At 70.8% G+C, this 22290-nt stretch carries 24 protein-coding genes and 1 pseudogene; 8 read left to right on the top strand and 17 right to left on the bottom strand.

Annotation, left to right across the window (positions count from 1 at the left end; all coding sequences use genetic code 11):
• Nucleotides 1-59 precede the first annotated feature (59 nt).
• Nucleotides 60-152 (bottom strand): annotated as a pseudogene (locus ACLJOU_RS45300) (signal peptidase I); the annotation flags it as partial.
• Nucleotides 153-502: 350 nt separating this feature from the next.
• Here ACLJOU_RS45300 and ACLJOU_RS45295 point away from each other — a divergent pair.
• Nucleotides 503-1717 (top strand): cytochrome P450, encoded by a 1215-nt coding sequence (locus tag ACLJOU_RS45295; RefSeq protein ID WP_410575482.1) that lies wholly within the window; start codon nucleotides 503-505, stop codon nucleotides 1715-1717.
• A 12-nt stretch (nucleotides 1718-1729) separates the two neighbouring features.
• On the opposite strand, the gene ACLJOU_RS45290 is transcribed toward ACLJOU_RS45295, so the two are convergent.
• From ACLJOU_RS45290 to ACLJOU_RS45265, 6 genes are all read right to left on the bottom strand, one after another.
• Nucleotides 1730-2992 (bottom strand): cytochrome P450, encoded by a 1263-nt coding sequence (locus ACLJOU_RS45290; RefSeq protein ID WP_410575481.1) that lies wholly within the window; start codon nucleotides 2990-2992, stop codon nucleotides 1730-1732.
• Nucleotides 2989-3597, bottom strand: a complete 609-nt coding sequence (locus ACLJOU_RS45285) for a GTP-binding protein (RefSeq protein WP_410575480.1) — start codon at nucleotides 3595-3597, stop codon at nucleotides 2989-2991. Before ACLJOU_RS45285 ends, ACLJOU_RS45290 begins: the two co-directional genes overlap by 4 nt.
• On the bottom strand, nucleotides 3578-3937 hold the full coding sequence (locus ACLJOU_RS45280) for a DUF742 domain-containing protein (protein WP_410575479.1): 360 nt from the start codon (nucleotides 3935-3937) through the stop codon (nucleotides 3578-3580). Before ACLJOU_RS45280 ends, ACLJOU_RS45285 begins: the two co-directional genes overlap by 20 nt.
• Nucleotides 3934-4353: a roadblock/LC7 domain-containing protein gene (locus ACLJOU_RS45275; RefSeq protein ID WP_410575478.1), complete on the bottom strand. Its 420-nt coding sequence runs from the start codon at nucleotides 4351-4353 to the stop codon at nucleotides 3934-3936. Before ACLJOU_RS45275 ends, ACLJOU_RS45280 begins: the two co-directional genes overlap by 4 nt.
• 75 nt (nucleotides 4354-4428) lie before the next feature.
• Nucleotides 4429-5790: a sensor histidine kinase gene (locus ACLJOU_RS45270; protein ID WP_410575477.1), complete on the bottom strand. Its 1362-nt coding sequence runs from the start codon at nucleotides 5788-5790 to the stop codon at nucleotides 4429-4431.
• Nucleotides 5791-6250: 460 nt separating this feature from the next.
• Nucleotides 6251-6589, bottom strand: coding sequence for a hypothetical protein (locus ACLJOU_RS45265; protein WP_410575476.1), 339 nt, complete (start codon nucleotides 6587-6589; stop codon nucleotides 6251-6253).
• Nucleotides 6590-6972: 383 nt separating this feature from the next.
• Here ACLJOU_RS45265 and ACLJOU_RS45260 point away from each other — a divergent pair, with 383 nt between their 5' ends.
• Entirely contained in the window at nucleotides 6973-8007 is a 1035-nt protein-coding gene (locus tag ACLJOU_RS45260) for an aldo/keto reductase (RefSeq protein ID WP_410575475.1), read from the top strand.
• A gap of 177 nt (nucleotides 8008-8184) precedes the next feature.
• On the opposite strand, the gene ACLJOU_RS45255 is transcribed toward ACLJOU_RS45260, so the two are convergent.
• From ACLJOU_RS45255 to ACLJOU_RS45235, 5 genes are all read right to left on the bottom strand, one after another.
• A complete protein-coding gene (locus ACLJOU_RS45255) occupies nucleotides 8185-9366 on the bottom strand; it encodes a cytochrome P450 (RefSeq protein ID WP_410575474.1) in 1182 nt (393 codons plus the stop codon).
• Nucleotides 9367-9370: 4 nt separating this feature from the next.
• Entirely contained in the window at nucleotides 9371-10744 is a 1374-nt protein-coding gene (locus ACLJOU_RS45250) for a glutamate decarboxylase (protein WP_410575473.1), read from the bottom strand.
• Between the two features lie 384 nt (nucleotides 10745-11128).
• Nucleotides 11129-11803, bottom strand: coding sequence for a response regulator (locus tag ACLJOU_RS45245; RefSeq protein ID WP_410575472.1), 675 nt, complete (start codon nucleotides 11801-11803; stop codon nucleotides 11129-11131).
• Complete coding sequence (locus ACLJOU_RS45240; protein ID WP_410575471.1) at nucleotides 11800-12921, bottom strand: sensor histidine kinase; 1122 nt, start codon at nucleotides 12919-12921, stop codon at nucleotides 11800-11802. The genes ACLJOU_RS45245 and ACLJOU_RS45240 overlap by 4 nt, the downstream gene beginning before the upstream one ends.
• A gap of 124 nt (nucleotides 12922-13045) precedes the next feature.
• Nucleotides 13046-13177 (bottom strand): hypothetical protein, encoded by a 132-nt coding sequence (locus ACLJOU_RS45235; RefSeq protein WP_410575470.1) that lies wholly within the window; start codon nucleotides 13175-13177, stop codon nucleotides 13046-13048.
• A 275-nt stretch (nucleotides 13178-13452) separates the two neighbouring features.
• Here ACLJOU_RS45235 and ACLJOU_RS45230 point away from each other — a divergent pair, with 275 nt between their 5' ends.
• On the top strand, nucleotides 13453-14994 hold the full coding sequence (locus ACLJOU_RS45230) for an FAD-dependent oxidoreductase (protein WP_410575469.1): 1542 nt from the start codon (nucleotides 13453-13455) through the stop codon (nucleotides 14992-14994).
• A gap of 146 nt (nucleotides 14995-15140) precedes the next feature.
• Here the strand turns inward: ACLJOU_RS45230 and ACLJOU_RS45225 are convergent, their stop codons facing one another.
• A complete protein-coding gene (locus ACLJOU_RS45225; RefSeq protein WP_410575468.1) occupies nucleotides 15141-16175 on the bottom strand; it encodes an alpha/beta fold hydrolase in 1035 nt (344 codons plus the stop codon).
• A 132-nt stretch (nucleotides 16176-16307) separates the two neighbouring features.
• On the opposite strand from ACLJOU_RS45225, the gene ACLJOU_RS45220 reads away from it, so the two are divergent.
• The gene (locus ACLJOU_RS45220; RefSeq protein WP_410575467.1) at nucleotides 16308-16964 is read left to right on the top strand and encodes a class I SAM-dependent methyltransferase; all 657 of its coding nucleotides are present in this window, start codon (nucleotides 16308-16310) and stop codon (nucleotides 16962-16964) included.
• 181 nt (nucleotides 16965-17145) lie between these two features.
• Here the strand turns inward: ACLJOU_RS45220 and ACLJOU_RS45215 are convergent, their stop codons facing one another.
• A complete protein-coding gene (locus ACLJOU_RS45215; protein WP_410575466.1) occupies nucleotides 17146-17283 on the bottom strand; it encodes a hypothetical protein in 138 nt (45 codons plus the stop codon).
• A 190-nt stretch (nucleotides 17284-17473) separates the two neighbouring features.
• Nucleotides 17474-17995: a cupin domain-containing protein gene (locus tag ACLJOU_RS45210; RefSeq protein WP_410575465.1), complete on the bottom strand. Its 522-nt coding sequence runs from the start codon at nucleotides 17993-17995 to the stop codon at nucleotides 17474-17476.
• 111 nt (nucleotides 17996-18106) lie between these two features.
• Between ACLJOU_RS45210 and ACLJOU_RS45205 the strand changes: the two genes are divergently transcribed.
• The 4 genes from ACLJOU_RS45205 (at nucleotide 18107) to ACLJOU_RS45190 (ending at nucleotide 20293) form a co-directional block, all read left to right on the top strand.
• Nucleotides 18107-18706, top strand: coding sequence for a TetR/AcrR family transcriptional regulator (locus ACLJOU_RS45205; RefSeq protein WP_410575464.1), 600 nt, complete (start codon nucleotides 18107-18109; stop codon nucleotides 18704-18706).
• A 300-nt stretch (nucleotides 18707-19006) separates the two neighbouring features.
• Nucleotides 19007-19783 (top strand): chitosanase, encoded by a 777-nt coding sequence (locus tag ACLJOU_RS45200; RefSeq protein ID WP_410575463.1) that lies wholly within the window; start codon nucleotides 19007-19009, stop codon nucleotides 19781-19783.
• 105 nt (nucleotides 19784-19888) lie between these two features.
• Nucleotides 19889-20047, top strand: a complete 159-nt coding sequence (locus ACLJOU_RS45195) for a hypothetical protein (protein WP_410575462.1) — start codon at nucleotides 19889-19891, stop codon at nucleotides 20045-20047.
• 33 nt (nucleotides 20048-20080) lie between these two features.
• Nucleotides 20081-20293: a hypothetical protein gene (locus ACLJOU_RS45190; protein WP_410575461.1), complete on the top strand. Its 213-nt coding sequence runs from the start codon at nucleotides 20081-20083 to the stop codon at nucleotides 20291-20293.
• A 48-nt stretch (nucleotides 20294-20341) separates the two neighbouring features.
• On the opposite strand, the gene ACLJOU_RS45185 is transcribed toward ACLJOU_RS45190, so the two are convergent.
• Entirely contained in the window at nucleotides 20342-20995 is a 654-nt protein-coding gene (locus tag ACLJOU_RS45185) for a response regulator (protein ID WP_410575460.1), read from the bottom strand.
• Nucleotides 20992-22167 (bottom strand): sensor histidine kinase, encoded by a 1176-nt coding sequence (locus ACLJOU_RS45180; protein WP_410575459.1) that lies wholly within the window; start codon nucleotides 22165-22167, stop codon nucleotides 20992-20994. The genes ACLJOU_RS45185 and ACLJOU_RS45180 overlap by 4 nt, the downstream gene beginning before the upstream one ends.
• Nucleotides 22168-22290: the final 123 nt, after the last annotated feature.

The raw sequence follows: 22290 nt of genomic DNA, 5'->3' as shown, positions 1-22290 counted from the left end.
GTACCGGATCGAGTGACACTCGTCAGCTCGATCCCACGACAGCGCGCTCCCGGGTACGGTCGGCCGCCGACCGCGATCACCCGCTTGACGAAGTCCCGCTCGTCCGGCAGGGCGAACCCGACCAGCCAGCCGAGCCCCTGCAGGACGCGGACGACGAGTACCACTCAAGAAAGCGCTTACGCCACCTGGGAAACATCACACCCACTTCGCGCAAGTCCACAACCGGCAACGCGCGAATCGCAGCACCTCGATCGCGGCCGAACGCTCAGGTGGATCCATTCCGACGAGCACGGGAATCCGGTTCCCCATGCCCTCAACGATGTCAGCAAGCGGGCGGGCCAGGCGGCACCGAGTGACCGGGGGGCTGGGATCACACCGGCGTCGCTCGTGCTCCTGCTCACGCAACCTCACGTGCATGCGCGGTGGCGACGCCACGAACTCTTTCGCCATGACGACCATCCCGGCTAGCCTGGCGGCCCGACCGTCGAGGCAAAGGAATCTTGTGACTTCAGCAGGGCACGCACCGGACCTCCTGTCTCCGGAGTTCGCCGCCGATCCGTATACCGCATACGACGTCATGCTCGAGCACTCGCCGGTGTTCTGGCACGAAGGCATGCAGAGTTACATCATTTCGCGCTACGACGACGTCTCCCGCGCCTTCAAGGAAAGCATGTTCACCACCGACAACTACGGCTGGCAGCTGGAACCGGTGCACGGCCGGACGATCCTCCAGATGAGCGGCCGGGAGCACGCGGTCCGCCGCGCGCTCGTGGCGCCGGCGTTCCGGGGCCACGAGCTGGAGCAGAAGTTCCTGCCGGTGATCGAACGGAATTCCGCCCAGCTCATCGACGTCTTCCGCGGCCGGGGGGCGGCCGACCTCGTCACCGACTACGCCCGGCACTTCCCGATCAACGTCATCGTCGACATGCTCGGCCTCGACCAGAGCGACCACGCCCGGTTCCAGCGGTGGTACAGCGCGATCATCGCCTTCCTCGGCAACCTCAGCCAGGACCCGGACATCACCGCGGCGGGCCTGCGGACCCACGACGAGCTCGCCGCGTACATGATCCCGATCATCCGGGACCGCCGCGAAAATCCCGGCGACGACCTGCTTTCGGCGCTCTGCGCGGCCGAGGTCGACGGCACCAGCATGAGCGACGAGGACATCAAGGCCTTCTGCAGCCTGCTGCTCGCCGCCGGTGGCGAAACGACCGACAAGGCGATCGCCGGCTTGTTCCGGAACCTGCTGGACCACCCCGAGCAGCTCGACGCCGTGCGCGCGGACCGCAGCCTGATCCCGAAGGCGTTCGCCGAAACCCTGCGGCACACCCCGCCGGTGCACATGATCATGCGGCAGCCGGCGGAGGACGTCGAGATCGGCGGGGAGACGATCCCCGCCGGCAGCACGGTCACGTGCCTGATCGGGGCCGCGAACCGGGACCCGCGACGGTTCGCGAACCCCGGCGCCTTCGACATCTTCCGCACCGACCTGCCGACCGAGACCGCGTTCTCCGCGGCGGCGAGCCACCTGTCCTTCGCGCTGGGCCGGCACTTCTGCGTCGGCGCGCTGCTGGCGAAGACCGAGATCGAGGTCGGCGTCAACCAGCTGCTCGACGCCATGCCGGACCTGCGGCTCGCCGAGGCAACGGTGCCGGGCGAACAGGGCGTGTTCACCCGGGGACCCGCGTCGCTGCGGGTGAGGTTCACCCCGGCGTAGCCGCCGAAGCGGTCACCACGTCCCCGGTCCGGACACGTGGACCGGGGTGAAGACCACGGGCAGGCTCTCCAGCCCCCGCATCCACACCGACGGCCGCCACACCAGGTCCTCGGCGGGAACGGCGAGCTCGAGGTCCGGCAAGCGGTCCAGCAGGACCTCGACGGTGGTGCGGGCGATGACTTCGGCCACCTCCGGTGCCGGGTACGGGCAGCCGTGCTCGCCGTGGCCGAAGGACATGTGCGCGTGGTTGCCCAGTGCGCCGGCCGCCGCGTCGGGACGAGCGTGCGGGTCGGCGTTCCCGGCGGCCAGCCCGAGCACCACCAGGTCGCCCTGGCGGACGCGGACGCCGCTGAGCACGGTGTCGCGCGTGGCGAAGCGGCCGATGAAGTTCTGCGTGGGCGTGTCGTGCCACAGCACCTCGTTGAGTGCTTGGCCGACACTGCCCCGGCCCCCGGCGAGCGTCATCGCGAACCGGCTGTCGGTGAGCATCAGCCGGATGGTGTTGCCGATCCAGTTCGCCGTCGGCTGCTGCGCCGCGGCGGTCACCACGAGCAGGTCCTGGACGACCTCGTCGTCGGTCAGGCCCGCCGGGTGCTGCATCATGGCCGTGGGCACGTCCGCGCCCGGCTGCTGGCGCTTGACTGCCACCAGCCGTGCCATCGCCTCCTGCACCCGCACGTACGCCGGCAGCGCCTCGGGGCCGACGTCCAGGGACAGGGCGACGTCCCGGACCAGCGCGGGCGCCTCCGAGTCGGGCATGCCGTACATCTTCGCGACCGCCAGTAGCGGCGCCTGCTGGGCGAACCGGGAAATCAGGTCGGCTTCGCCGGTGCCCGCGAACCCGTCGATCAGCCGGTCCGCGATCCGCTCGCAGTGCGCGCCGAGGTCGAACTGGTCGACCGCGGAGAGGGCGTCGCCGATCGCGCCGGCCCGCCGCCGGTGCTCCCCGGCCTCGGTGAACATCACCGACGGGTTGTGCATGACGTAGGGCAGCAGCGGCCAGTCTTCGGGGACGTTCGCCCACTGGTTCCACCGGCGGGTGTCCCGGGCGAACAGCTGCGAGTCCTGGCACACCTGGTGGATCTCGCGGTAGCCGGTCAGCAGCCACGCGGGGATGTCGCCGTCGAGCAGCACCGGGACGACCCCGCCGTACTGCCGCCGGATCCGGGAGTACAGCGCGGCGGGATCCTTCTGGAACTCGGGTCCGTACAACCGGACCCGGTCCGCGGCGGGAATCGCCTCCGCCGCCGGGGTGCTGGTCTGGTAACCGGTCACGATGCGCCCTCCCGGACTTTGGACAGCGTGTAGAGGTGGTCGACGAGCGAGATCAGCACCTGCTTGGCCGAGTCCCGGTCGCGGGCGTCGCAGTCGACGAGCGGCACCTCGCCGTCCAGGTCGAGCGCCGCGCGGACGTCGTCGAGGCTGTGCTTCGGCGGGCCGAAGTTGTTGCGCGCCACGATGAACGGCGTCCCGTGGTGTTCGAGCCGGTCGATCGCGTACCACGAATCGGCCAGCCGCCGGGCGTCCACCAGCACGACGGCGCCGAGGGTGCCGGCGAAGAGGCTGTCCCAGAGGAACCAGAACCGTTCCTGGCCGGGCGCGCCGAACAGGTAGAGCACCAGCTGTTCGTCGAGGCTGATCCGGCCGAAGTCGAACGCCACCGTGGTCGTCGTCTTGGCCTGCACCCCGCGGGTGTGGTCGACGCCGATCCCGGCCTGGGTCATCGTCTCTTCGGTGCTCAGCGGCCGGATCTCGCTGACCGACCGGACCATGGTCGTCTTGCCGACGCCGAAGCCGCCGACGATGACGATCTTCAGGCCGTCGGCCGCGGTGTCGGCCAGGGGCAGCCGTTCGTGTTGTTCAGAGATTGCGGAGTCCAACGAGCACCTTCTTGAGGAATTCCGAGTCGGAGGTCCGTCCCGCGGCCTGGGCCGACGACGGATGGCGGGCGGACACCTTGCCCGTGGCCAGCAGGTCCGCGAGCAGGATCTTGACCACGCTCACCGGCAGCTTCAGGTCGGACGACAGCTCCACGACCGACGTCGGTCTCGCGGCCAGTCCGAGGATGCGGACGTGCTCGGACTGCATGCCCGGCGACGGGTCCGACTCGCTGACGATCAGCGTCACGAGATCGAGGTCGATGTCGTCCGCGCTGCTGCGCCCGCCCGTGACCGTGTAGAGCCGGTCCGGGTCTTCTCCCTCGAGCGCCGAGCGCGTCACGAAGCCGGGGTGTCGGCCGCCGCGAAGCGCGGCGGGGCGGTGAAGACCGACCCGATCTGCTCCACCAGCTCGTCCATGTTGTGCCCGATCAGGCCGACGTCGGCGTCTTCGGTGGCGATCACCGCCAGGTGCGAGCCGACCCCGGCCTCCACGATGAAGAGGATGCCGCCGTGGAATTCGGTCATCGAGTTCCGCACGCCACCGGTGCCGTCGCCGAACTCGACCGAGGCACCGTGCGCCAGCGCCTGGACGCCGGCGGCGATCGCGGCCAGCTGGTCGGCGCGGTCGACGGTCAGGCCCTGGGTGTGGCAGAGCTTCAGGCCGTCCCGGGACAGCACGAGGGCGTGACAGGCGCCGGCCGTGTTGGCGACGAGGTTTTCGAGAAGCCATTCGAGGCTCTTGTCCGAATCAGTCATCGACTCCGGGGCCCGGGGTGGCGGGTCCCCTCGCTCCAATCTGGCGGGGTGCGGGTGGGCGGGGCGCAGCGACGGTCAGGCGTCTTCGCCGGTGTCCCCCGGGGACGCGGCGTGGCGCGACGGAGCGGCGCCACTGCTGCGCCGCTGCTGGAAGGCGCCGAACCGGGATCCGGTGTCCCGGTCGGCCCGGGCGGTGCTCGGCGTGGGCGACGGCGGCCGGCGCGACGCGGCGGTCAGCGTCTGCCCGCGCGAGCGCTTCGGCAGCTCGGACGGCTCGGTCAGGTCGCCGGCGATCTCGTGGCTCGTGTCGGCGGCCCCGGGCCACGCGACGTCCACGGCCAGCTCTTCCGCCTCGGGCAACGGCTCCGGCCGCGGCTGCGTGATCAATTGCGTCGGAATGCGCATGACCACGCCGATCCCGCCCCGGGAGGACGGCCGGAAGAAGACGTGCAGCTGGTGCTTGCGCGCCAGGCAGCCCACGACGGCGAGCCCGAGCCGCGTCCCCGACATCGAGGTCAGGTCGAGCGGCTGGTCGAGGGACACCGCGCGTTCGGCGCGGACGAGGGCCTGAGCCTTCATCCCCAGGCCGCCGTCCTCGATGGTGATCACCGCGCCGTTGTGCAGGTCCTCGACGTAGACGTGGACTTCCTCCGACGGCGCCGAGAACTTCGTCGCGTTGTCCATGAGCTCGGCGAGCGCGTGCATGACGTCTTCGGCGGCGTACCCGACGACGGCGACCCCGCTCGCGGAGTGCACCCGGACCCGCTGGTACGCCCCGATCCGGCCGAGCGCACCACGCAGGATGCTTTCCATCCGGATCGGCTTCGTCCAGCGGCGGCCCGACCGCGCGCCGGTCAGCACGGCGATGCTGTCGGCGAGCCGGCCCGCCTGCGCGGTGCTGTGGTCCACCTTGAGGAGGTCCCCGAGCATCGCGTCGGAAGCCTTGTTCTCCATTTCGCGCAGGTCTCCCAGCGTGCTGGTGGCCAGCGCCTGCAGCCGTCCGGCGGCGTTCGCGCAGGCGGCCGTGGCGGCGGCCCGGCGGCGCTCGCCGACGGCGATCTCGTCGACCAGGACCCGCAGGATGCGCTGGTGCAGTTCGTCGGCGGGCCGCGGGACTTCGGCGAGTACGCCGTCCGCGGGTGCGCCGCCCCGGACCCGGCGGACCACGTCGGGCACCGTGTGGTCGAGCAGCCGGGCCAGTTCCCCACCGCCGGCCCGGGCCGATTCCCGCGCCCGCCCGGCCTCCTCGAGCGCGGCCCGTGCCTGCGCTTCGGCGTGCGCGACCTGGTCGTTCCGGCGCAGCGCGAAGAAGACGGCGACGCAGGCGACGATCCCGGTGAACGCGCCCGCCACGGCGACGACGATCCCCTGACCACCGGAAACCGACAGGGAAACGCCGGTCCAGATCCCGGCGACGACGACCGCCGTGATCAGCACCCCGATTACCGCCCGGCCGACTGACTCGCGTTCTTCCCGATGCTGTGCGGGCGGTCGTTCCGACATCGCTCCACTTCCTCGAGTCCGTTTGGTGCCCGAACAGTACTCGGTTCGGCGGAAGAGATCACGACTCGGTCTGGCCCGCCGGTCCAGCGTCGCGGTCGAGGTGCCTCGACGCACGCCACCACTTCGCGAATTCGATGATCGATCGCCTTTCGGCGCGCAGATCCGTAGATCATCCGCAAGGGGCGGTCGAGTTCCGTTCCTGCCGAGCTGCTCAACCGGCCGACGGGAAACGCACCCACGCGTTGCGGCCGGCCGGATATGAACCGGGGAACGGGCGGGCATGGGGCGGGTCCGGCCCGGGGCGCATGCGCACGATGGCCGGCGCGACATGCCGCCCCGGCCACGGTGAACCTCCTCGGTGCAGCGCCTTTCGCAGCCTTGCGGCCGGTTCGGCTCAGAGAAAGTTGCAGATGAGGGTCTGCTGGGTTGAGCCGGTGTTTCCGATGCTGTCGCGGACCGCGACTGTCACGACCAAGGTGTAGGTGAAGCACCGTCCGCCGAAAAACGTCTGGGTTGCGAACGAACCGCCGTTCCAGGACTCGACATACGGTGCGGTACCACCGGTCGGACTCACCGAACACAGGAAGATAAGCCCGCCACTGCTGCAACTGAGGTGTGGCACGACGGCGTCGGCCGGACGCACCGTGGCCGCCTGGGCGGGAACAGAGACGGTCAGCGCGGCACCCAGGCCCGCGGCCGCCAACCATCGCACGGCTTTTCGTTCCTTCGTCATCAGATCCCCTGCCCCAGTAGTCCTGGCGCCATGTTCCCACCGCGACCGAATATCGGGCGTATGCCGAACGGGTGAAGCACGCCGACCTGGAAAACGTCCCGTCCGGTAGCGCCGGGTCGCGGCGAGGTGCACGGTGGAGGAAAACCGCCCGGCCTGCCGCCGGCGTGCGCGAGGACGGCGGCCGGCGGCCGCTTGCCCACTCCCCCGCCCTGCAGCCGGGCAAACTCGACCGCTGTCTCCGATTCAAACCGCGGATGGCGGAAGCAGTAGCGGACGTTCCCTGACCGTTACTGCTGCGATCGTGGTTCGCGGCGCCGGAATCCTTCGGCCGCACCAACCGAACACCAGGGCTGATCCACCGCTCCCGACGTCCGGAGACCACTTTGCAAACCCGTTCCCTGGGCCGCACCGGCATCCAGGTCAGCACGTTCACCCTCGGCACCATGATGTTCGGGCCGTACGGCAACCCCGACACCGACGCCTGCGTCCGCATCGTCCACCGCGCCCTCGACCACGGCATCACCACCATCGACACCGCCGATGTCTACGGCGGCGACGGCGAAAGCGAGCGCATCCTCGGAAAAGCCCTGCGCGGCCGCCACGACGACGTCGTCCTCGCCACCAAGGGCAACGGCCGGATGGGCTCCGGCCCGAACCGGGGCGGCAATTCCCGCCGCTGGATCACCGCCGCCGTCGAGGGGTCCCTGCGCCGCCTCGGTGTCGACCACATCGATCTCTACCAGCTCCACCACCCCGAGCCGGACACCGACATCGAGGAGCCGCTGAGTGCGCTGACCGACCTGCTGCGCGCGGGCAAGATCCGCGCCTTCGGGCACTCCAACCTGCCGGCCTCGGAGATCGTCGAAGCCCACTGGGTGGCCGAACGCCGTGGGCTGGCCCGGTTCCGGTCCGAGCAGCTGCACTACTCGATCCTCAACCGCGGCGCCGAAGCCGAGATCCTCCCGGTGTGCCAACGCCACGGACTCGGTGTGCTGGTCTGGAGCCCGTTGTCGATGGGCCTGCTCACCGGCCGCTACCGCACGGAAACCGCCTCGGCCGGCCGCCTGCACTGGGCGCCGAAGCACATGACCGACCCCCGCAAGCTCGACGCCGTCGCCACCCTCACCTCCCTCGCCGACCAGGCCGGCCTTCCCCTGCGGCACCTCGCCCTGGCCTTCGTCACGGCCCACCCGGCGGTCAGCTCGGCGATCATCGGGCCACGCACCGAAGAACAGCTGGAGGACCTGCTCAGGGGAGCCGGCACACCGGTCGGGGACGATCTCCTCGACCGCATCGACGAGGTCGTTTCGCCCGGCACCGACCTGGGTCCCATCGACGTGGGCTACGTGCCGCCGCACCTCGCGCAGTCACACCTGCGCCGCCGTTCTCCCACGTCCCCTGCGTCGGGGAACCCGTGACCCCGAGAAGTCATTGGAGGAGTCATTGGAGAAGTCATTGCGTGAGGCCGCGCGTCACGGGAGGGTAGCGAAATCTTCGACCAGCGGCCGACGTCTCGAAAGCCCCGACCGGGTCGGGTGCGACGGACTCGTTGAGCCGCTCCGCCGGGAGCTGCGGCTGTTCCCACCACTGCGATCTCACGGCACCGGACCAGGCCTCGCCTCCCACACCGCGTCGAGCGGCCCCGGCAGCCGCAGTTTCCAGCCGTGGGGTGCCGCTTGCCAGCCGGGGGCCGGGCGTACGCCGGGCAGGCGCTCGAACAGGACCTCCAGCGCGGTGCGGGCCAGAGCGGCAACCAGCAGGAACGCCGGGCAGTGGTGCAGTCCGGTCCCGAAGCCGAGGTGGCTGCGGACCTCGCGACGCACGTCGAACCGGTCCGGTTCGGTGAACACCGCCTCGTCGCGGTTGGCCGAGGCGACGGCGGCCGCGATCATGCTACCCGCCGGGATCTCGTGGCCGCCCAGCGTCGTGGCACACCTCGTGCGCCTGCCCAGCACGCCGACCGGACCACTCCACCGCAGCGCCTCGGCCACCGCCCCGCCGAGCAGCGCGTGATCGGCGCGGACCTCGGCGAGCTGGGCGGGCGCCGACCACAACGCCGCGAGCGTCCAGCCCGCGAGCCACCCCGGCTCGACGACGCTGAGCGCAAGGTGCTTGAGCACCGGCACCACGTCGGCGTCGGGCCGCGGGTCGCCGGGCGCCCGGTGGGCGTGCAGCAGGCCGGAGAGCACCGACCCGTCCGGCTCGGCGCGAAGCTGCCGGACGACGGCGGTCAAGGCGGTGTCGGCGGCCAGATCCGCGGTCGCGGCCGCCCGTGCCGCCGGGTCGCGGCCGAAGTCGTTCGCCACCCCGGTCAGCAGATTGCCCCAGCGTCGCAGCGTTTCCGCGCCGCTGCCCGGGCCGAGTCCGAGCAATGTGGACACGGCCCTCACCGCGACCGGTTCGAAGTAGCCCGCGGCGAGATCGGCCCGCCCGGCGGGGAACAGTTCGCCGGCGACCCGGCACGCGACCGGCCGGGCGACCTCGTCGACGAAGGCGGAAACCCGCTCGGCGCCGAGGCCGGACTGCACCGCCTCTCGCACGTCCCGGTGGGACTCGCCTTCCCGCAGCAGCAACGGAGTTCCGCCGCACACCTCGAGCATCGGCGAGCCCGGCTGCTCGGTCGTGAACCGCGCCACGTCGGTGAGGACCCGGTGGACATCGTCCCAGCCGGTCACCAGCCACTGGCCGAGCTCGGGTAACCGGCTCACCGGCTCACTCCGGCGCAGCCGTGCGTACACCGGGTACGGATCGGCCTCGAGTTCGGCGACGGCGACCACCGCGTCAATCCTGGAACGTCAGCGCGGTCGCCACCTCGGGCAGGGGGAACGGGTGGCTCGCCAGCCGTTCGGTGTGCTTGAGGAGGCTTTCGAGGAACCGCTCCGCGAGGTCGAGGGTGAAGCCCTGCCGGCACACCACACGGATCACGTCCACGTGCTCCAGGTCCGGCGGCAGGCTGTAGGCGGGCACGTGCCAGCCGTCACCCTTGAGCGCTTCGGACAGGTGGTACACGGTGAAGCCCACCTCTTCCGGGTCGCGCAGGCGGAACGCCACCACCGGCAGGTCCTCGCCGTCGGCGAGGACCTCGTAAGGGGCGATGGCCCGGATGCCCGCCGCGACCTGCCGCGCGACCTCCTGGCACCGCTGCGCGATCAGCTGGTAGCCGGCGAGCCCGTTGCGCAGGAACTGGTAGTACTGGGCAATCACGCCGGAAGCCGGCCGGGAGAAGTTCAGCGTGAACGTCGGGTGGTGGCCGCCGAGCACGTTGCAGTCGAAGATCAGCGACTTCGGCAGGTATTCGGGGTCGCGCCACAGGCACCAGCCCGAGCCGGGGTAGACCAGGCCGAACTTGTGGCCGGACGCGTTGATCGACACCACCCGGGGCAGCGCGAAGTCCCAGGCGAAGTCGACGTCGAGGAACGGCGCGACGAAACCGCCGCTCGCGGCGTCGACGTGCAGCGGGACGTCGATGCCCCGGCGGGCGGCCACACCGTCGAGGGCGGCCGCGATGCCGGCCACCGGGTCGTAGCGCCCGTCCTGCGTGCTGCCCAGCACCGCGACCACGCCGATCGTGTTCTCGTCGACCGCGTCCGCGGTCAGCGCCGGGTCCAGGGTCGTGCGGCCCGGCGCGAGCGGCACCATCCGCGCTTCGACGTCCCAGAAGTTGCAGAACTTCGGCCAGCAGACGTGGACGTGGGTGCCGAACACCATGTTGGGCCGCCCGGTACCGCCTCGTTCCCGCCAGCGGCGCAGCATCGCGAGGCCGGCGAGCATGGCCGCCTCGGAGCTCCCGCTCGTGGAGCAGCCGACGAACGAGCCGTCGTCGTCGTGCCACAGGTCCGCGAGCGCGTTGATGCACTCCTGCTCGATGTGGGAGCTCGCGGGGTACTCCTCGCGGTTCATGAGGTTGATCGACGCTGTCTCGGCGTAGATCTGCTCCAGTTCCGGCTCGGCGGCGGTGGTGCAGAACGTGGCCAGGTTCAGTGCCGCCCGCCCGTCGAGCAGGAGCCGGGACCGCACGATGCCGGCCGCGACACCCGCGGGCATCGGGTTTTCGGCGAGCCGTCCTTTGGGGACGACGTCCTCGTCGATCCGCTGGGCGAACAGCGGGGCTATCTGCAGGTCGCGGTCATCGGTGATCACGCGCTGCAAGCTCATGGCAACCTCCGGAGCGTTCGGGAACTGTCTCGGCATCCGGCCAGGACCTCGTCGATCCGGATCGGCAGAAGACGACCTGTTCGGATCGTGGCAGGTCGGCGGGAGGCAAGGGAACAGCACCGGCCACGCACAACCCGGACGGGTCGGCGCCAGACCTCATTGGCTGACCGAAGCTCTCACAGACCGTTCACGCCGCTCGCTGTGGCCACTTCGGAGGGCACGAACGGCCCAACCCGGATCACCCGGCCGGGCAGCGGGCCGCGGGTGCGCGGACCGGCCGGTTGATCCGGGCGATGCTTTTAGTCCTTTGTGGACTGCAGGTTTCCGCGGCTCACTCGAAGAAACTGAGGCTGGTGTTCGGACGCACGGGACGTGCCTGATGGGTTATGGCCGGGTGAGGTGGTGCTGGTAGGCGTAGCGCACGGCTTGGGCGCGGTCGGCGGCGCCGATTTTGGCGTAGATGTGGTTGATGTGGGTTTTGATGGTCGTTTCGCTGACGAAGAGCTGCCGGGCGATTTCGGCGTTGGAGTGTCCGGCGGCGAGTTGGGTGAGGACTTCGGTTTCGCGGGTGGTGAGCCCGGCCGGTGGTGTTGACGGTGGCGTGTCCTGGCGGGCCGGCGGGTGTGCGGTCGCGGCGAGCAGGCGGGCGTGGACGGTGGGATCGAGGACGGCTTGCCCGGCGGCGGCGGTGCGGATGGCTTGGGCGATGTGGTCGCGGCCGGCGTCCTTGGTGAGGTAGCCCAGTGCGCCGGCGCGCAGGGCGTCGAGGATGGAAGTGTCGTCGCTGTAGGTGGTCAGCACGACGATTTTCGTGGCGGGGTGGTGCTCATGGATGCGCCGGGTGGCTTCGATGCCGTCGACGCCGGGCATGCGCAGGTCCATGAGCACCACGTCGGGGGCGTGTTGTCCGACGAGGGTGAGGGCGTGGTCGCCGTCGGCGGCGGCGCCGACCACGGCGATGTCGGGGAGGAGGTCGAGCAGGGTGACGAGACCCTCGCGGACGGCGGCCTGGTCGTCGGCGACGACGACGCGCAGCGTCGGGTGGTCAGGAATGGTCATGTTGGCAGCCACAACCGCAGGCTCCAGTTGGTTGCCTCTTGTCCTGCGATGAGGGTGCCCCCGAGCAGGGTGGCACGCTCGGCCAGCCCGGGTAGCCCGTAACTGCCCCCGGTGGCGCCGAGTGTGCTCCCGTCGGCGGTGGTGCTGGTGGGGTTGATGATGGTGACTGCGACGTTGTCGTGGTGGTAGTGCACGTGCAGGGTCACCGGCTCGCCGGGGGCGTGTTTGCGCGCGTTGCTGAGGCCTTCCTGCGCGGTGCGGTAGATGGTGAGGGCGACGTTCGCGGGTAGCGGGCGAGGCTCGCCGAAGATGGTGAGCGTGGCGGCGTCGTTGTGGTGCTCGGCGACCAACGCGGAGAGTTGGTCGCCGAGCGGTGGGGCGTCGTTGCGCAGCGCGCTGATGGCACGGCGGGCTTCGGTGAGACCGTCCACGGTCAGGTGTCGGGCGCGTTGGACGTGGTGTCGGGCTCGCGGTGTGTCGGTGCCGGCCTCGAGGAGTGCGTCGGCGGCGTCGAGTTGCACGGCCACTGCGCCGAGGGAGTGCGCGAGCACGTCGTGGATGTCGCGGGCGATGCGGGTGCGTTCGTCCAGTGCGGCGGCCCGCGTGTCGGCGGCGGCGGCGATGCGGGTTTGGGTGAGCAGCTGCTCGGCCTGGACGAGACGTTGCTTGTACTGGCGGCGGTTGGCTCCCGCGAGGGTGATCGCCACGAGTCCGCCGGAGTAGCCGGCGAAGGCCACCCATTGGTGGTTGATCGTCGCGGTGCCGACGGCCGCGACGAGGACGCCGGCGGCGGTCAGGGTCGTGGCCAGTGCGGGGGTCAGCTCTACGGCTGCGGTGAACGCGCCCATAGCGGCCAGGGCCAGCGCCGGGGGCATGGGGGCGATGCTCATGAGCAGGCCACCCGCGGTCACCAGCGCCCCGCTGGGGGCGGTCGTGGTGAGGGTGCGGTGCTGGTTGCCGAGATATACGGTGACGGCCCTGACCAGCCAGCTCAGGCATGCGACCACGACGCAGACCAGCACGGCCAGTGCCTGACCGTGAAGACCCCATCCCGGTGTACGGGCGTTGATGCCGTAGACGATGCCGCCGAGTCCGGCCAGGCTTGCACCCAGCCGCACCGGCCACCACCGCCGTGGCCCCCAGTGCCCCGTCACCACCACCGTCGTCGCTCCATATCCGCATCCGCCGTAGGGCAACGATGTCACTGACCAACTCGAGCAGGGTGGGAAACCATCGCGGTGGTCAACGCCGTCGGCGCCGCCGCATCTTGAGAGCCACCACGCCCACCACGGCGAGGACAGCCACGGGCAGCCACACCGCGATCGGCACACCGGACAACAGGCCAGTGGCAGTCAGCAGGGATCCGATCAACATGGGTGGTGCTCCTTCGATGGTCACTATCGCGACGGCATATCCGTCGATGACGACGCTACGAACACCGCCCGGGTGTGTCGTCGGTTCGCGGTAGGAGACCGCGGTGGAGATTTCCCCGGCCGGTATCCACCCCCGATCTCCACCTCCGGCACGAGGACACCCGGCCCGGGAACCGGCTAGCGTCACCGCCGATCGCCTCGGTGACAGCACGGGATCAGGGAGGGTGTGATGGCGAGCATGCATACCGCGCCGGCAGTGCGTCAGGACGGGGACCGGTGACCGACGTCCTGATCGCGGGCGCCGGACCCACCGGGCTCACGCTGGCCATCGAGCTGGCCCGCCGGGGCGTCGACGTGCGCATCGTCGACCGAGCCGGCGAGCACTTCCCCGGTTCGCGCGGCAAGGGGCTCACCGCACGCACCCAGGAGGTGCTGGACGACCTCGGTGTCGCCCACGAGGTGCTGCACTACGGGTTCCGGCACCTGCCACACCGGCGGTACCTCGACGGCGAACTGGTGGCCGAGGCCGACCCGCACGCCCAGCGGGCACCCACACCGGATCGGCCCTACGACGGCGGGCTGCTGATCCCGCAGTGGCGGATCGAGCGGATCCTGCGCGCGCGGCTCGCCGAGCACGGCGTGCGGGTGGAACTGGCCGCAGGCCTCGCCGGGTTCAGCCAGTCCGCGAACGGTGTGCATGCGGTGCTGGATACCGGCGAGCGGGTGGCGGCGCGCTACCTGGTCGGCTGCGACGGCGGCCGCAGCACCGTGCGCAAGGCACTCGGCGTGCGGTTCGAGGGCGAGAGCGGGGCGCAGGCCATGCTGCTCGGGGACGTCGAGCTCGACGGGCTCGAACCGGACGCCTGGTACCAGTGGACCGTCCGCCGGCGCGGATTCCTGGCCCTGTGCCCGTTCCGCCACGAGCGGTCCTGGCAACTGCAGACCGTACCGTTCAGCGGCTTCGGCGCGGAGGGCAGCCTCCCCGAACCCTCGCTGCCGTACTTCCGGCGGATCGTGGACGATCTCGCCGGCGAGCACGACATCCGGCTCTCGAAGGCAAGCTGGCTGTCCACGTACCGGGTGAACGTGCGGATGGCCGACCGGTTCCGGGTGGGCCGGGTGGTGCTGGCCGGCGACGCGGCGCACGTGCATCCGCCGGCCGGCGGCCTCGGCATGAACACCGGCATCCAGGACGCGTACAACCTCGGCTGGAAGCTCGCCATGGTGTGTTCCGGCGCGCGGCAGTCGCTGCTGGACAGCTACGAGGAGGAGCGGCTCCCGGTCGCCTCGTGGACGCTCGGCGTGAGTGCCGAGGGCCTGCGCAGGGTCGCGGAGCGGCTCGTCAACGGTGGCAGCACGGACATCGCGGACGGCGCGCCCCCGGACGGCCGGCAGCTCGGCCTCGGCTACCGGGCCGGCTCGCTGTCCGTCGGCGGCGACGCCGGGAACGGACCGCGCGCCGGTGATCGTGCGCCCGACGCGCCCTGCGTGGACAGCTCCGGTACGCCACGGCGGCTGTTCGACGCCTTCCGCGGCCCGCAGTTCACCCTGCTCGGCTTCGGCGAGTCCTGCGCCGGTCCACTGCGGGACGTCGGTACCGCCCACCGTGGACTCATCAAGCCGGTGGCGGTCGGCGCGCCGGGCAGCGGTGCCGATCTGGTGGACGTCGAGGGGCACGCGCGGACCGCGTACGGCGTCACCGAAGACACCCTTGTCCTGGTGCGGCCCGATGGCTACCTCGCGCTGCGCGCACCCGGCGCGAGCGGGACTGCCGTGCGGGACTACCTGGACCGGGTCGGTGTCAGCCGGAGCGCCTGACCGCCGAGACGGCGATGTCCGGGGTGACCGGCTTGGTCGTGCTCGTGATCGACAGGTCGCCGGTCACCCGGTAGCCAGCCGATCGCCCGGCCGATTGCGGATGAGCTTCGGCGGAGTGCTCGTGCGCCGTTCGCCCCCGGACCGAGTCAGAGCAGCCCGGCGGTGGCGGCATGGGCGGCGGCCGCCGCTCGCGACGACACGCCGAGCTTGCCGCGGATGTTCGACACGTGGCGGTGCGCGGTGTGGGCGCTGATCCCGAGCCGGCGCGCGATCTCCCTGTCACTCAGCCCTTCCGCGACCAAGCGCAGCACGTCGAGTTCGCGTTCGGAGAGCTCGGGGTGCGGCAAACCGGCCTGGCGGGCGGGCCGGCCGGCGCCGAGGAACTCCCGCACGGCGTGGACGAGCCCGGTCACGTCGCCGCGCCAGGGCAGGTGGTCGGTGCCGTCGAGCGGGACGAAGCCCGCGCCCGGGATGCGGGCGGCGACGTCCCGGCCCAGCGCGAACGGGATCGCGCGGTCTTCGCGGCGGTGCAGGACGAGCGTCGGCACCTCGATCGCGCCCAGCTGGTCCCGGACGTCGAACGCGTACACCGCCGCGAGCGAACGCGCCGCTTCCTCCGCGGTGAGGCTCGCGCGCTGGAAGCGGACGAACTCGTCGCGTTCCGCCGGGGTCGCGGTCGGCAGGAACAGGTCGGCGAGCACCCGGGACCCCACGCCCCAGTGCCGTCCGAGGACCGCCAGCAGGGAATCGCGGGCTTCGGCCGTCGCGATTTCGGCGCCGCGGGCGTAGCTGCCGTAGAGGACGAGCCGCTCCACGCGGTCGGGGTGGGCCGCCGCGTACGCCATCGCGGCGCACCCCCCGGACGAACCGCCGAACAGGCTCACCTTCTCCCCCACCGCGTCGACGACGGCGCTCAACGTGGCGACTTCTCCGGCGAGCGAAGTGACCAGCGGCCCGGCGTCGGACAGGCCGACGCCGGGCCGGTCGTAGCGGACGAGGGTGAACCGGTCGCCGAGCAGGCCGGCGAACCGGCGGAACAACGGGTTCTGCCAGTCCAGTTCGAGGTGCCCGCACCACCAGCCGCCGACGACCAGCGGCGGTCCGGCGCCGAAGGCCGCCCAGGCGAAGGTGCGATCGTTCGGCCCAGCCGTGAACCGCACGACCTGGTCTTGTCCCGGCATTCCCCGAGCGTAGGCCGTTGCCCGGACCCAGGTGGCCCATTTCGGCCAGTCAACCGAATGGCACGGGCGGGTGATGCGGCGGGCGGCCGGGGGTGATGTGCTGCGTCGCATCGGCGATGTGGAGGAGGAGCGATGTCCGGAGGGGACAGCGTGGGGTCACGGGACGGGCTCCGGGATCGGCTCGGGGCGGCACTGTACGAACGGTTCCTGCGCCGCGGGGAGCGGCTCGGCCTGGCGGGCCGGCGCGGGGAACTGCTCCGGCGTGCGCACGGCCGGGTGGTCGAGATCGGGGCGGGAACCGGGCTCAACGTCGTGCACTACCCCGCGGCGGCGGAGGTCGTGCTGACCGAGCCCGTCCCGGCGATGTACCGGCGACTCGAAAAACGCGTGGCGGGCCGCATGGGGATGCGGCTGGTGCAGGCCCCGGCCGACGCGTTGCCGATGGCGGACGCCAGCGTCGACACGGTCGTGTCGACGCTGGTCCTCTGCACGGTGCCCGACGTCGACCGTGCGCTGGCCGAGCTGACGCGGGTGTTGCGCCCCGGCGGGCGGCTGCTGTTCTGCGAGCACGTGCGCGCCGAGGACCCGAAGCTGGCGCGCAGGCAGACGCGGCTGGCGGGGCCGTGGGCGGCGTTCGCGCAGGGCTGCCGGTGCGACCGCGACACCGTCGCGCTGCTCAAGCAGCGGTTCGAAATCGAGGACATGAGCACAGCGCGGTGGCGGGGGATGCCGTCGGTGGTGCACCCGCTGATCATCGGGACGGCAACACCGAACCGCGGTACGGGGTGACTGGCGTACGGATGGTCGGCTGGACGACGTTGCCGCCGCGCACCGCCGCAGCGCAATGATGTCCCCGCCGGCAATCTCGCCGACGCCTACGCCCCGGACCATGGAGATCCCGGGGAACTGAGGTCGGAGCGGTGGCACATCGGAGCGTTGAGGCCCCCGGCAAGGGGGGTCCGAGGACCCATCACCAGAGATCCTTCAGCTGGTGGATCAGGTTCACGACCTGCTCGACCAGCGTCAGGGCGATGACGAACGGGCTGACTCCTGCCGCGACCCGCATCCTCGTCGTCTTCTTCTCCCGGTGGGACTTCCGATGTGCCATGGACTTCTCCGTGGTTGTGGCCCACTCTCGTGGACCATCGACCCCGGGTTTCCCCGGGGCTCCCGAGCTGGTGCTCGAGAGCTGACGGGGAGAAGTCCAGTCGCCTCTCCAGCGTAGCGATGAGCGGCGAGGCACGTCAGAGGTCGTTCGGGTGGCGCGTCAGACGTTGCCGGACATGGCCTCTACTCGCTCACTGGGTCCACTTCTTGGCCCAGCCCGTTTCGGCGCTCGCCGACCAGAAGTTGTCCATCAACTGCGCCGCGGCGCGAGGCTCGAACCCGAGATCCGCCGGCGGCAGTTCGCGGCGCCCCGCAGGAGTGCCCAGCCCCATGATGACCTGCTCGAAGCCACCCGGCGTGTAGCCGTTCAACACGTGCGCAGCGCTCTGCGTGGTGAAGCTGTGCACCGTTCCACGCGGAATCCACACCGAATCCCCCGCCGTCGCCCGCATCGGCGGCTCGTCTTCGACGCGGAATTCGATGGCGCCTTCGAGGACGTTGAACCATTCGTCGATCGGGTGAACGTGCGGCGGCGGGCCGCCATCCGACGGCATCCACTGCTCCATCACCGAGAACGCTCCCCCCGTCTGCCCGGAGTCCGCCAAGACGACCCAGAGAGCACCGAAGGCCCAGTACGCCGGGGCCGTGTCCCTCCCCGTCAGGAACGGCACACCATGAGGAAGTACAGCAGCGACAGAGTTGTCTTCGGTCACGATCGCGTCCTTTCCCGGCGGAGACTGCATCATCTCCCTGAGTGGTACTCAGTACCATAGTAGACTCGGTTCCAGATGAGCCTGAGATCCGCGAGAGCCTATGATGGTTCGGTGACACCCGAACGGACACCCGACTCCCTCATCCAGCGCAAGCAGCTGCGCGCGCAGCAGCGCATCATCGACGCCGCCGACGAGCTCTTCGCACTGCATGGGTACGACGCGGTGTCCGTGAGCGACATCGCCGCGCGCGCCGAGGTCGGCCGCACGACTTTCTTCCGCTATTTCGGCGACAAGACCGAGGTCGTCTTCGCCAAGGAGCAAGCGCTGCTCGACACGATCGCCCAGGCGAGCGCGGACGACACCGTCGGCGCCGCACACGACTGCCGGGAGGCCATTGAACAGCTGCGCCCGACCGTCCTGAGTCTGTGCGCCCAGGTAGCGGAAGACCCGGACGCCTACGACCGCCACGCCGATCTGGTCGAAAAGCACCTCGAGCTGCGCGCACGTGACGCCCTCAAGACCCAGCAGCTCGCGTCGAACCTCAGCGAGATGCTGAGAAGCCGCGGCACCTCGCAAACCATCGCCGTGTTCGCCGCGCAGATCACGCTCGCCTGCTACGAAACGGCCCGACGCCGTGCCCGCACCGCCGCCGACCTCGTCAGCGAGTCACGTGCCGCGTTCGACGAGGTCCTCAAGCTCGGGTGCGGCTGAGCCTCGAATTCCTCGTCCTGGCGACATCGACGCGCAGCGCGCGATCCCAAGCGTCAGCACGAGCCTCGCGCCCGGGAACAGGTCGCCGCCGAAAGGTTGTCCAATTTGGACAAGCAGCGACGGTGTCCGCGGACAGCAGTTCTTCGAGAAGAATGCCGCACGTCCCGCAGCGACAGGTCGACGCCAACGGCAAGCGGCTACCACCGCCGGACAGCTGACCGGTCAAGCTTCGTAAAGACTCTTGACAAATGAGCGCGACCACTGCTGAACTCCCGGGCAACGCCGACCTCGGAGGGCTTCATGAAAAGGTCATCCCGTTACGCCGTCATCGCGGTGGCCGCGGCGCTGATGAGTGCCGTCGCCTCACCGGCCTTCGCCGGTACCAGCCTCGACGACCCGGTCCAGAAGGACCACGCCATGCAGATCGTCTCGAGCGCCGAAAACTCCTCGCTCGACTGGCGCGCGCAGTTCGGCTACATCGAAGACATCCACGACGGCCGCGGCTACACCGCCGGCATCATCGGCTTCACCTCAGGCACACACGACATGCTCGAAGTCGTCCAGCGCTACACCGAACGGTCGCCCGGCAACGTCCTCGCGCCTTACCTGCCTGCCTTGCGCGCCGTCGACGGCACAGACTCCCACGAGGGCCTTGATCCCGGCTTCCCCGACGCCTGGCGCCAGGCCGCCAGCGACCAGACCTTCCGCGACGTGCAGGAAGACGAAAGAGACCGAAGCTACTTCAACCCCGCCGTCTCCCTGGCCGAACAGGATGGTCTGCGCGCATTGGGCCAGTTCGCCTACTACGACGCCGCAGTCGTGCACGGTTACGAGGGGCTGCAATCGATCCGATCACGCGCGATCGCGCGCACCGGCACGCCGGCCCAAGGCGGCGACGAGACCGCCTACCTCGACGCGTTCCTCGACGAACGGGTCATCGAAATGAAGAAAGAAGCGGCCCACGACGACACCAGCCGCATCGACACCGCCCAACGCGTCTGGCTCCGGCAAGGCAACTTCGACCTCGCCACTCCCCTGCGCTGGCACGTCTACGGTCAGGCCTTCGAAATCTCCTGACCACCAGGTGGTTCGGGCCGCATCGCGAAACATCGACCAAAGTAGCTGCGACCGTCGCCCTTCGGCCGGTGCGGCCGGACCCGACCGTGCACGAGGCTTCACGGCATGGAACCGAAGCGGGGGACTTACCTGGGAGCCAGTGCCGCGGAGCTGCACACCAACAAGGTCGCTGACAAGGCAGCGGGCGTGGTCAGTCAGAAGGCGCTGTTCCGCAGGCGGGGGACGATCGAGTTGACCGGCGGTTCGCTGGTGCTGTCCGGATAGGACGAAGGCGCGCTGGTGCTGCAGCCTGGTGAAGTGACGAGCCTGCGGCGCGAGTACACCGACCTGTACGGGCGGTTCCTCGGCGGTTTGACGGACTCGGGCAAACCACTCATCCTCGGCACGAACACGCCCGTGGGTGAGCTGTACCTGTTGATCGACCGCAAGGAGTTCATGGAGTCCACCCACAACAAGGAATGGGCCGCGGCGATCGAGGACTGGCGGGCCGGCAGCGGTGGTCGCCGGTAGCGGCGTCCGGTCGGTGGCCGGGGCCGGGCCGTCGGCATCCTGAACGGGTCAAGGCGTGACCAGACCGGCTTGGTAGGCCGTGATCACCAGCTGCACGCGGTCGCGGGCGGCGAGCTTGAGCAGCAGGTGGGCGACGTGGGTCTTGGCGGTTCCGGCGGTGATGTGCAGCCGCTGCCCGATCTCCGCGTTCGACAACCCTTCGGCGACCAGGACGAGCACCTCGCCCTCCCGTGCCGTGATCGCGGCCGGCAGCCCGGCCCGTGACCGAAGCGGCGGTTCGGAACGCGTGACGAACTCGGCGATCAACCGGCGCGTCACACCCGGCGCGAGCAACGCGTCGCCTCCCGCGACCGTGCGGATCGCTTCAAGCAGGGCCGCCGACGGCGTGTCCTTGAGCAGGAATCCAGCGGCGCCGGCTCGCAGCGCCGCGAACACGTACTCGTCGAGGTCGAACGTCGTGAGCACCAGCACCCGGCTGCCCGGCACCGTGGCGGTGATCCTGCGGGTCGCCTCGATGCCGTCCATCTCCGGCATCCGGATGTCCATCACCACGACGTCCGGCCGCGACCGGGTCGCCAGCCGGACCGCCTCGGCGCCCGTCGCGGCTTCCCCGGCCACCGCGAGATCGTCGGCCGAGCCGACGATCTCGCGGAACCCGGCCCGCACGAGCGCCTGGTCGTCGGCAATGAGCACCCGGATCATCGACCGTCCCGGTCCGGCAGCCGGGCGGTGACCGCGAATCCGCCGCCCGGCACCGGGCCCGCGTCGAACTCGCCTTCGCAGAGCAGGGCACGTTCGCGCATGCCGACCAGCCCGTGCCCGCCCGGCTCCGGCGGACCGCCGCGGCCGCAGTCGCTGATCACGAGGAGCACGGCGTCGTCCTCGTACCCGATCGTCAGCCGGCAGCCTGGGACGCCCGCGTGCTTGACGACGTTGGTCAGCGCCTCCTGCACGATCCGGTAGGCGGACAGATCGACACCCGCCGCCAGCGCCCGCGGCGTGCCGCGAACCACGACCTCCACCTCGACCCCGGCCGCCGCGATCCGGGCGACGAGGCCGTCCAGCCCGGCCAGCCCAGGAGCCGGGGCCAGTGCGCCGCGGTCGCGGTCGTCCTCGCGGAGCACGCCCAGCATCCGGCGCAGTTCGGTCAGGGCCGCCCGGCCGGTGGTTTCGATGACGCCGAGCGCCGCGCCGGCGACGGCGGGCTTGCGGTCGAGCACGAGCCGTCCCATGTCCGCCTGGATCGTGATCACGCTCATGCTGTGCGCGACGACGTCATGCAGTTCCCGGGCGATCTGCAGCCGCTCGCCGGTCACGGCGCGGTGCACCCGGTTGTCGAAGTCCCGGCGCAGGGCATCGGCGTACGCCCGGCGCTGGGCGACCATGACGCCGCTTGACCAGCCGAGGACCACCACCGCACCGGGCAGCAGCACCGTGACGCCGGGCCAAGCCCACTGTCCATTCCAGACACTCGTCGCCAGCGACACCAGCACCACGACCGCTCCGAGCGCGGCGTACGCGACCCGGCGCGGTCCCCGGGCCGCCAGGGAATACGCCACCGCGGCCATCGGCACCGACGCGAGCGGGACCACCGGCACGACCGAGGTCGCCAGCGACAGCCCGAAGGCCGGTAATGCGAGTGCGAACGCCCACAGTGGCCGCCACCGCCGCACGGCCAGCGGACCGGCCAAGGCCGTCGCCCCGAGCAACCCCGCCGCGGCGTGGAACCGCGCGTCCGGCGGCCCGTCTCCACTGCCGGTCACCAGCGGGGCGGACCACACAGCCGCGACGACGACGGCGGCGATGCCGTCGAAGGCGATCCAGTACCCCGCCCTCAGCCGCGTGAACAGCGGAGGGCGCACGTCGGTGGTCATCGCCCGACCGTAGCCAGGCGGCCGGCGGGTGCGCATCGGTCACCTGGCCTATGCCGCCGGGCATACCCCGCGTGGCCCACGCCCGCGCGGCGATGACCGGACCTGCGCCGGCCGGGCACGGTG

It is taken from the genome of Amycolatopsis sp. cmx-4-61, from assembly GCF_046548775.1.
Taxonomy (GTDB): domain Bacteria; phylum Actinomycetota; class Actinomycetes; order Mycobacteriales; family Pseudonocardiaceae; genus Amycolatopsis.
This window is presented reverse-complemented; position numbering and strand designations above follow the sequence as displayed.

What these genes read in the sequence shown, in the direction of transcription:
- ACLJOU_RS45275 (WP_410575478.1), bottom strand. Translation starts at nt 4,353, where the DNA reads ATGACTGATTCGGACAAGAGCCTCGAATGGCTTCTCGAAAACCTCGTC.
- ACLJOU_RS45265 (WP_410575476.1), bottom strand. Translation starts at nt 6,589, where the DNA reads ATGACGAAGGAACGAAAAGCCGTGCGATGGTTGGCGGCCGCGGGCCTG.
- ACLJOU_RS45250 (WP_410575473.1), bottom strand. Translation starts at nt 10,744, where the DNA reads ATGAGCTTGCAGCGCGTGATCACCGATGACCGCGACCTGCAGATAGCC.
- ACLJOU_RS45245 (WP_410575472.1), bottom strand. Translation starts at nt 11,803, where the DNA reads ATGACCATTCCTGACCACCCGACGCTGCGCGTCGTCGTCGCCGACGAC.
- ACLJOU_RS45235 (WP_410575470.1), bottom strand. Translation starts at nt 13,177, where the DNA reads ATGTTGATCGGATCCCTGCTGACTGCCACTGGCCTGTTGTCCGGTGTG.
- ACLJOU_RS45225 (WP_410575468.1), bottom strand. Translation starts at nt 16,175, where the DNA reads ATGCCGGGACAAGACCAGGTCGTGCGGTTCACGGCTGGGCCGAACGAT.
- ACLJOU_RS45220 (WP_410575467.1), top strand. Translation starts at nt 16,308, where the DNA reads ATGTCCGGAGGGGACAGCGTGGGGTCACGGGACGGGCTCCGGGATCGG.
- ACLJOU_RS45215 (WP_410575466.1), bottom strand. Translation starts at nt 17,283, where the DNA reads ATGGCACATCGGAAGTCCCACCGGGAGAAGAAGACGACGAGGATGCGG.
- ACLJOU_RS45200 (WP_410575463.1), top strand. Translation starts at nt 19,007, where the DNA reads ATGAAAAGGTCATCCCGTTACGCCGTCATCGCGGTGGCCGCGGCGCTG.
- ACLJOU_RS45195 (WP_410575462.1), top strand. Translation starts at nt 19,889, where the DNA reads ATGGAACCGAAGCGGGGGACTTACCTGGGAGCCAGTGCCGCGGAGCTG.
- ACLJOU_RS45185 (WP_410575460.1), bottom strand. Translation starts at nt 20,995, where the DNA reads ATGATCCGGGTGCTCATTGCCGACGACCAGGCGCTCGTGCGGGCCGGG.
- ACLJOU_RS45180 (WP_410575459.1), bottom strand. Translation starts at nt 22,167, where the DNA reads ATGACCACCGACGTGCGCCCTCCGCTGTTCACGCGGCTGAGGGCGGGG.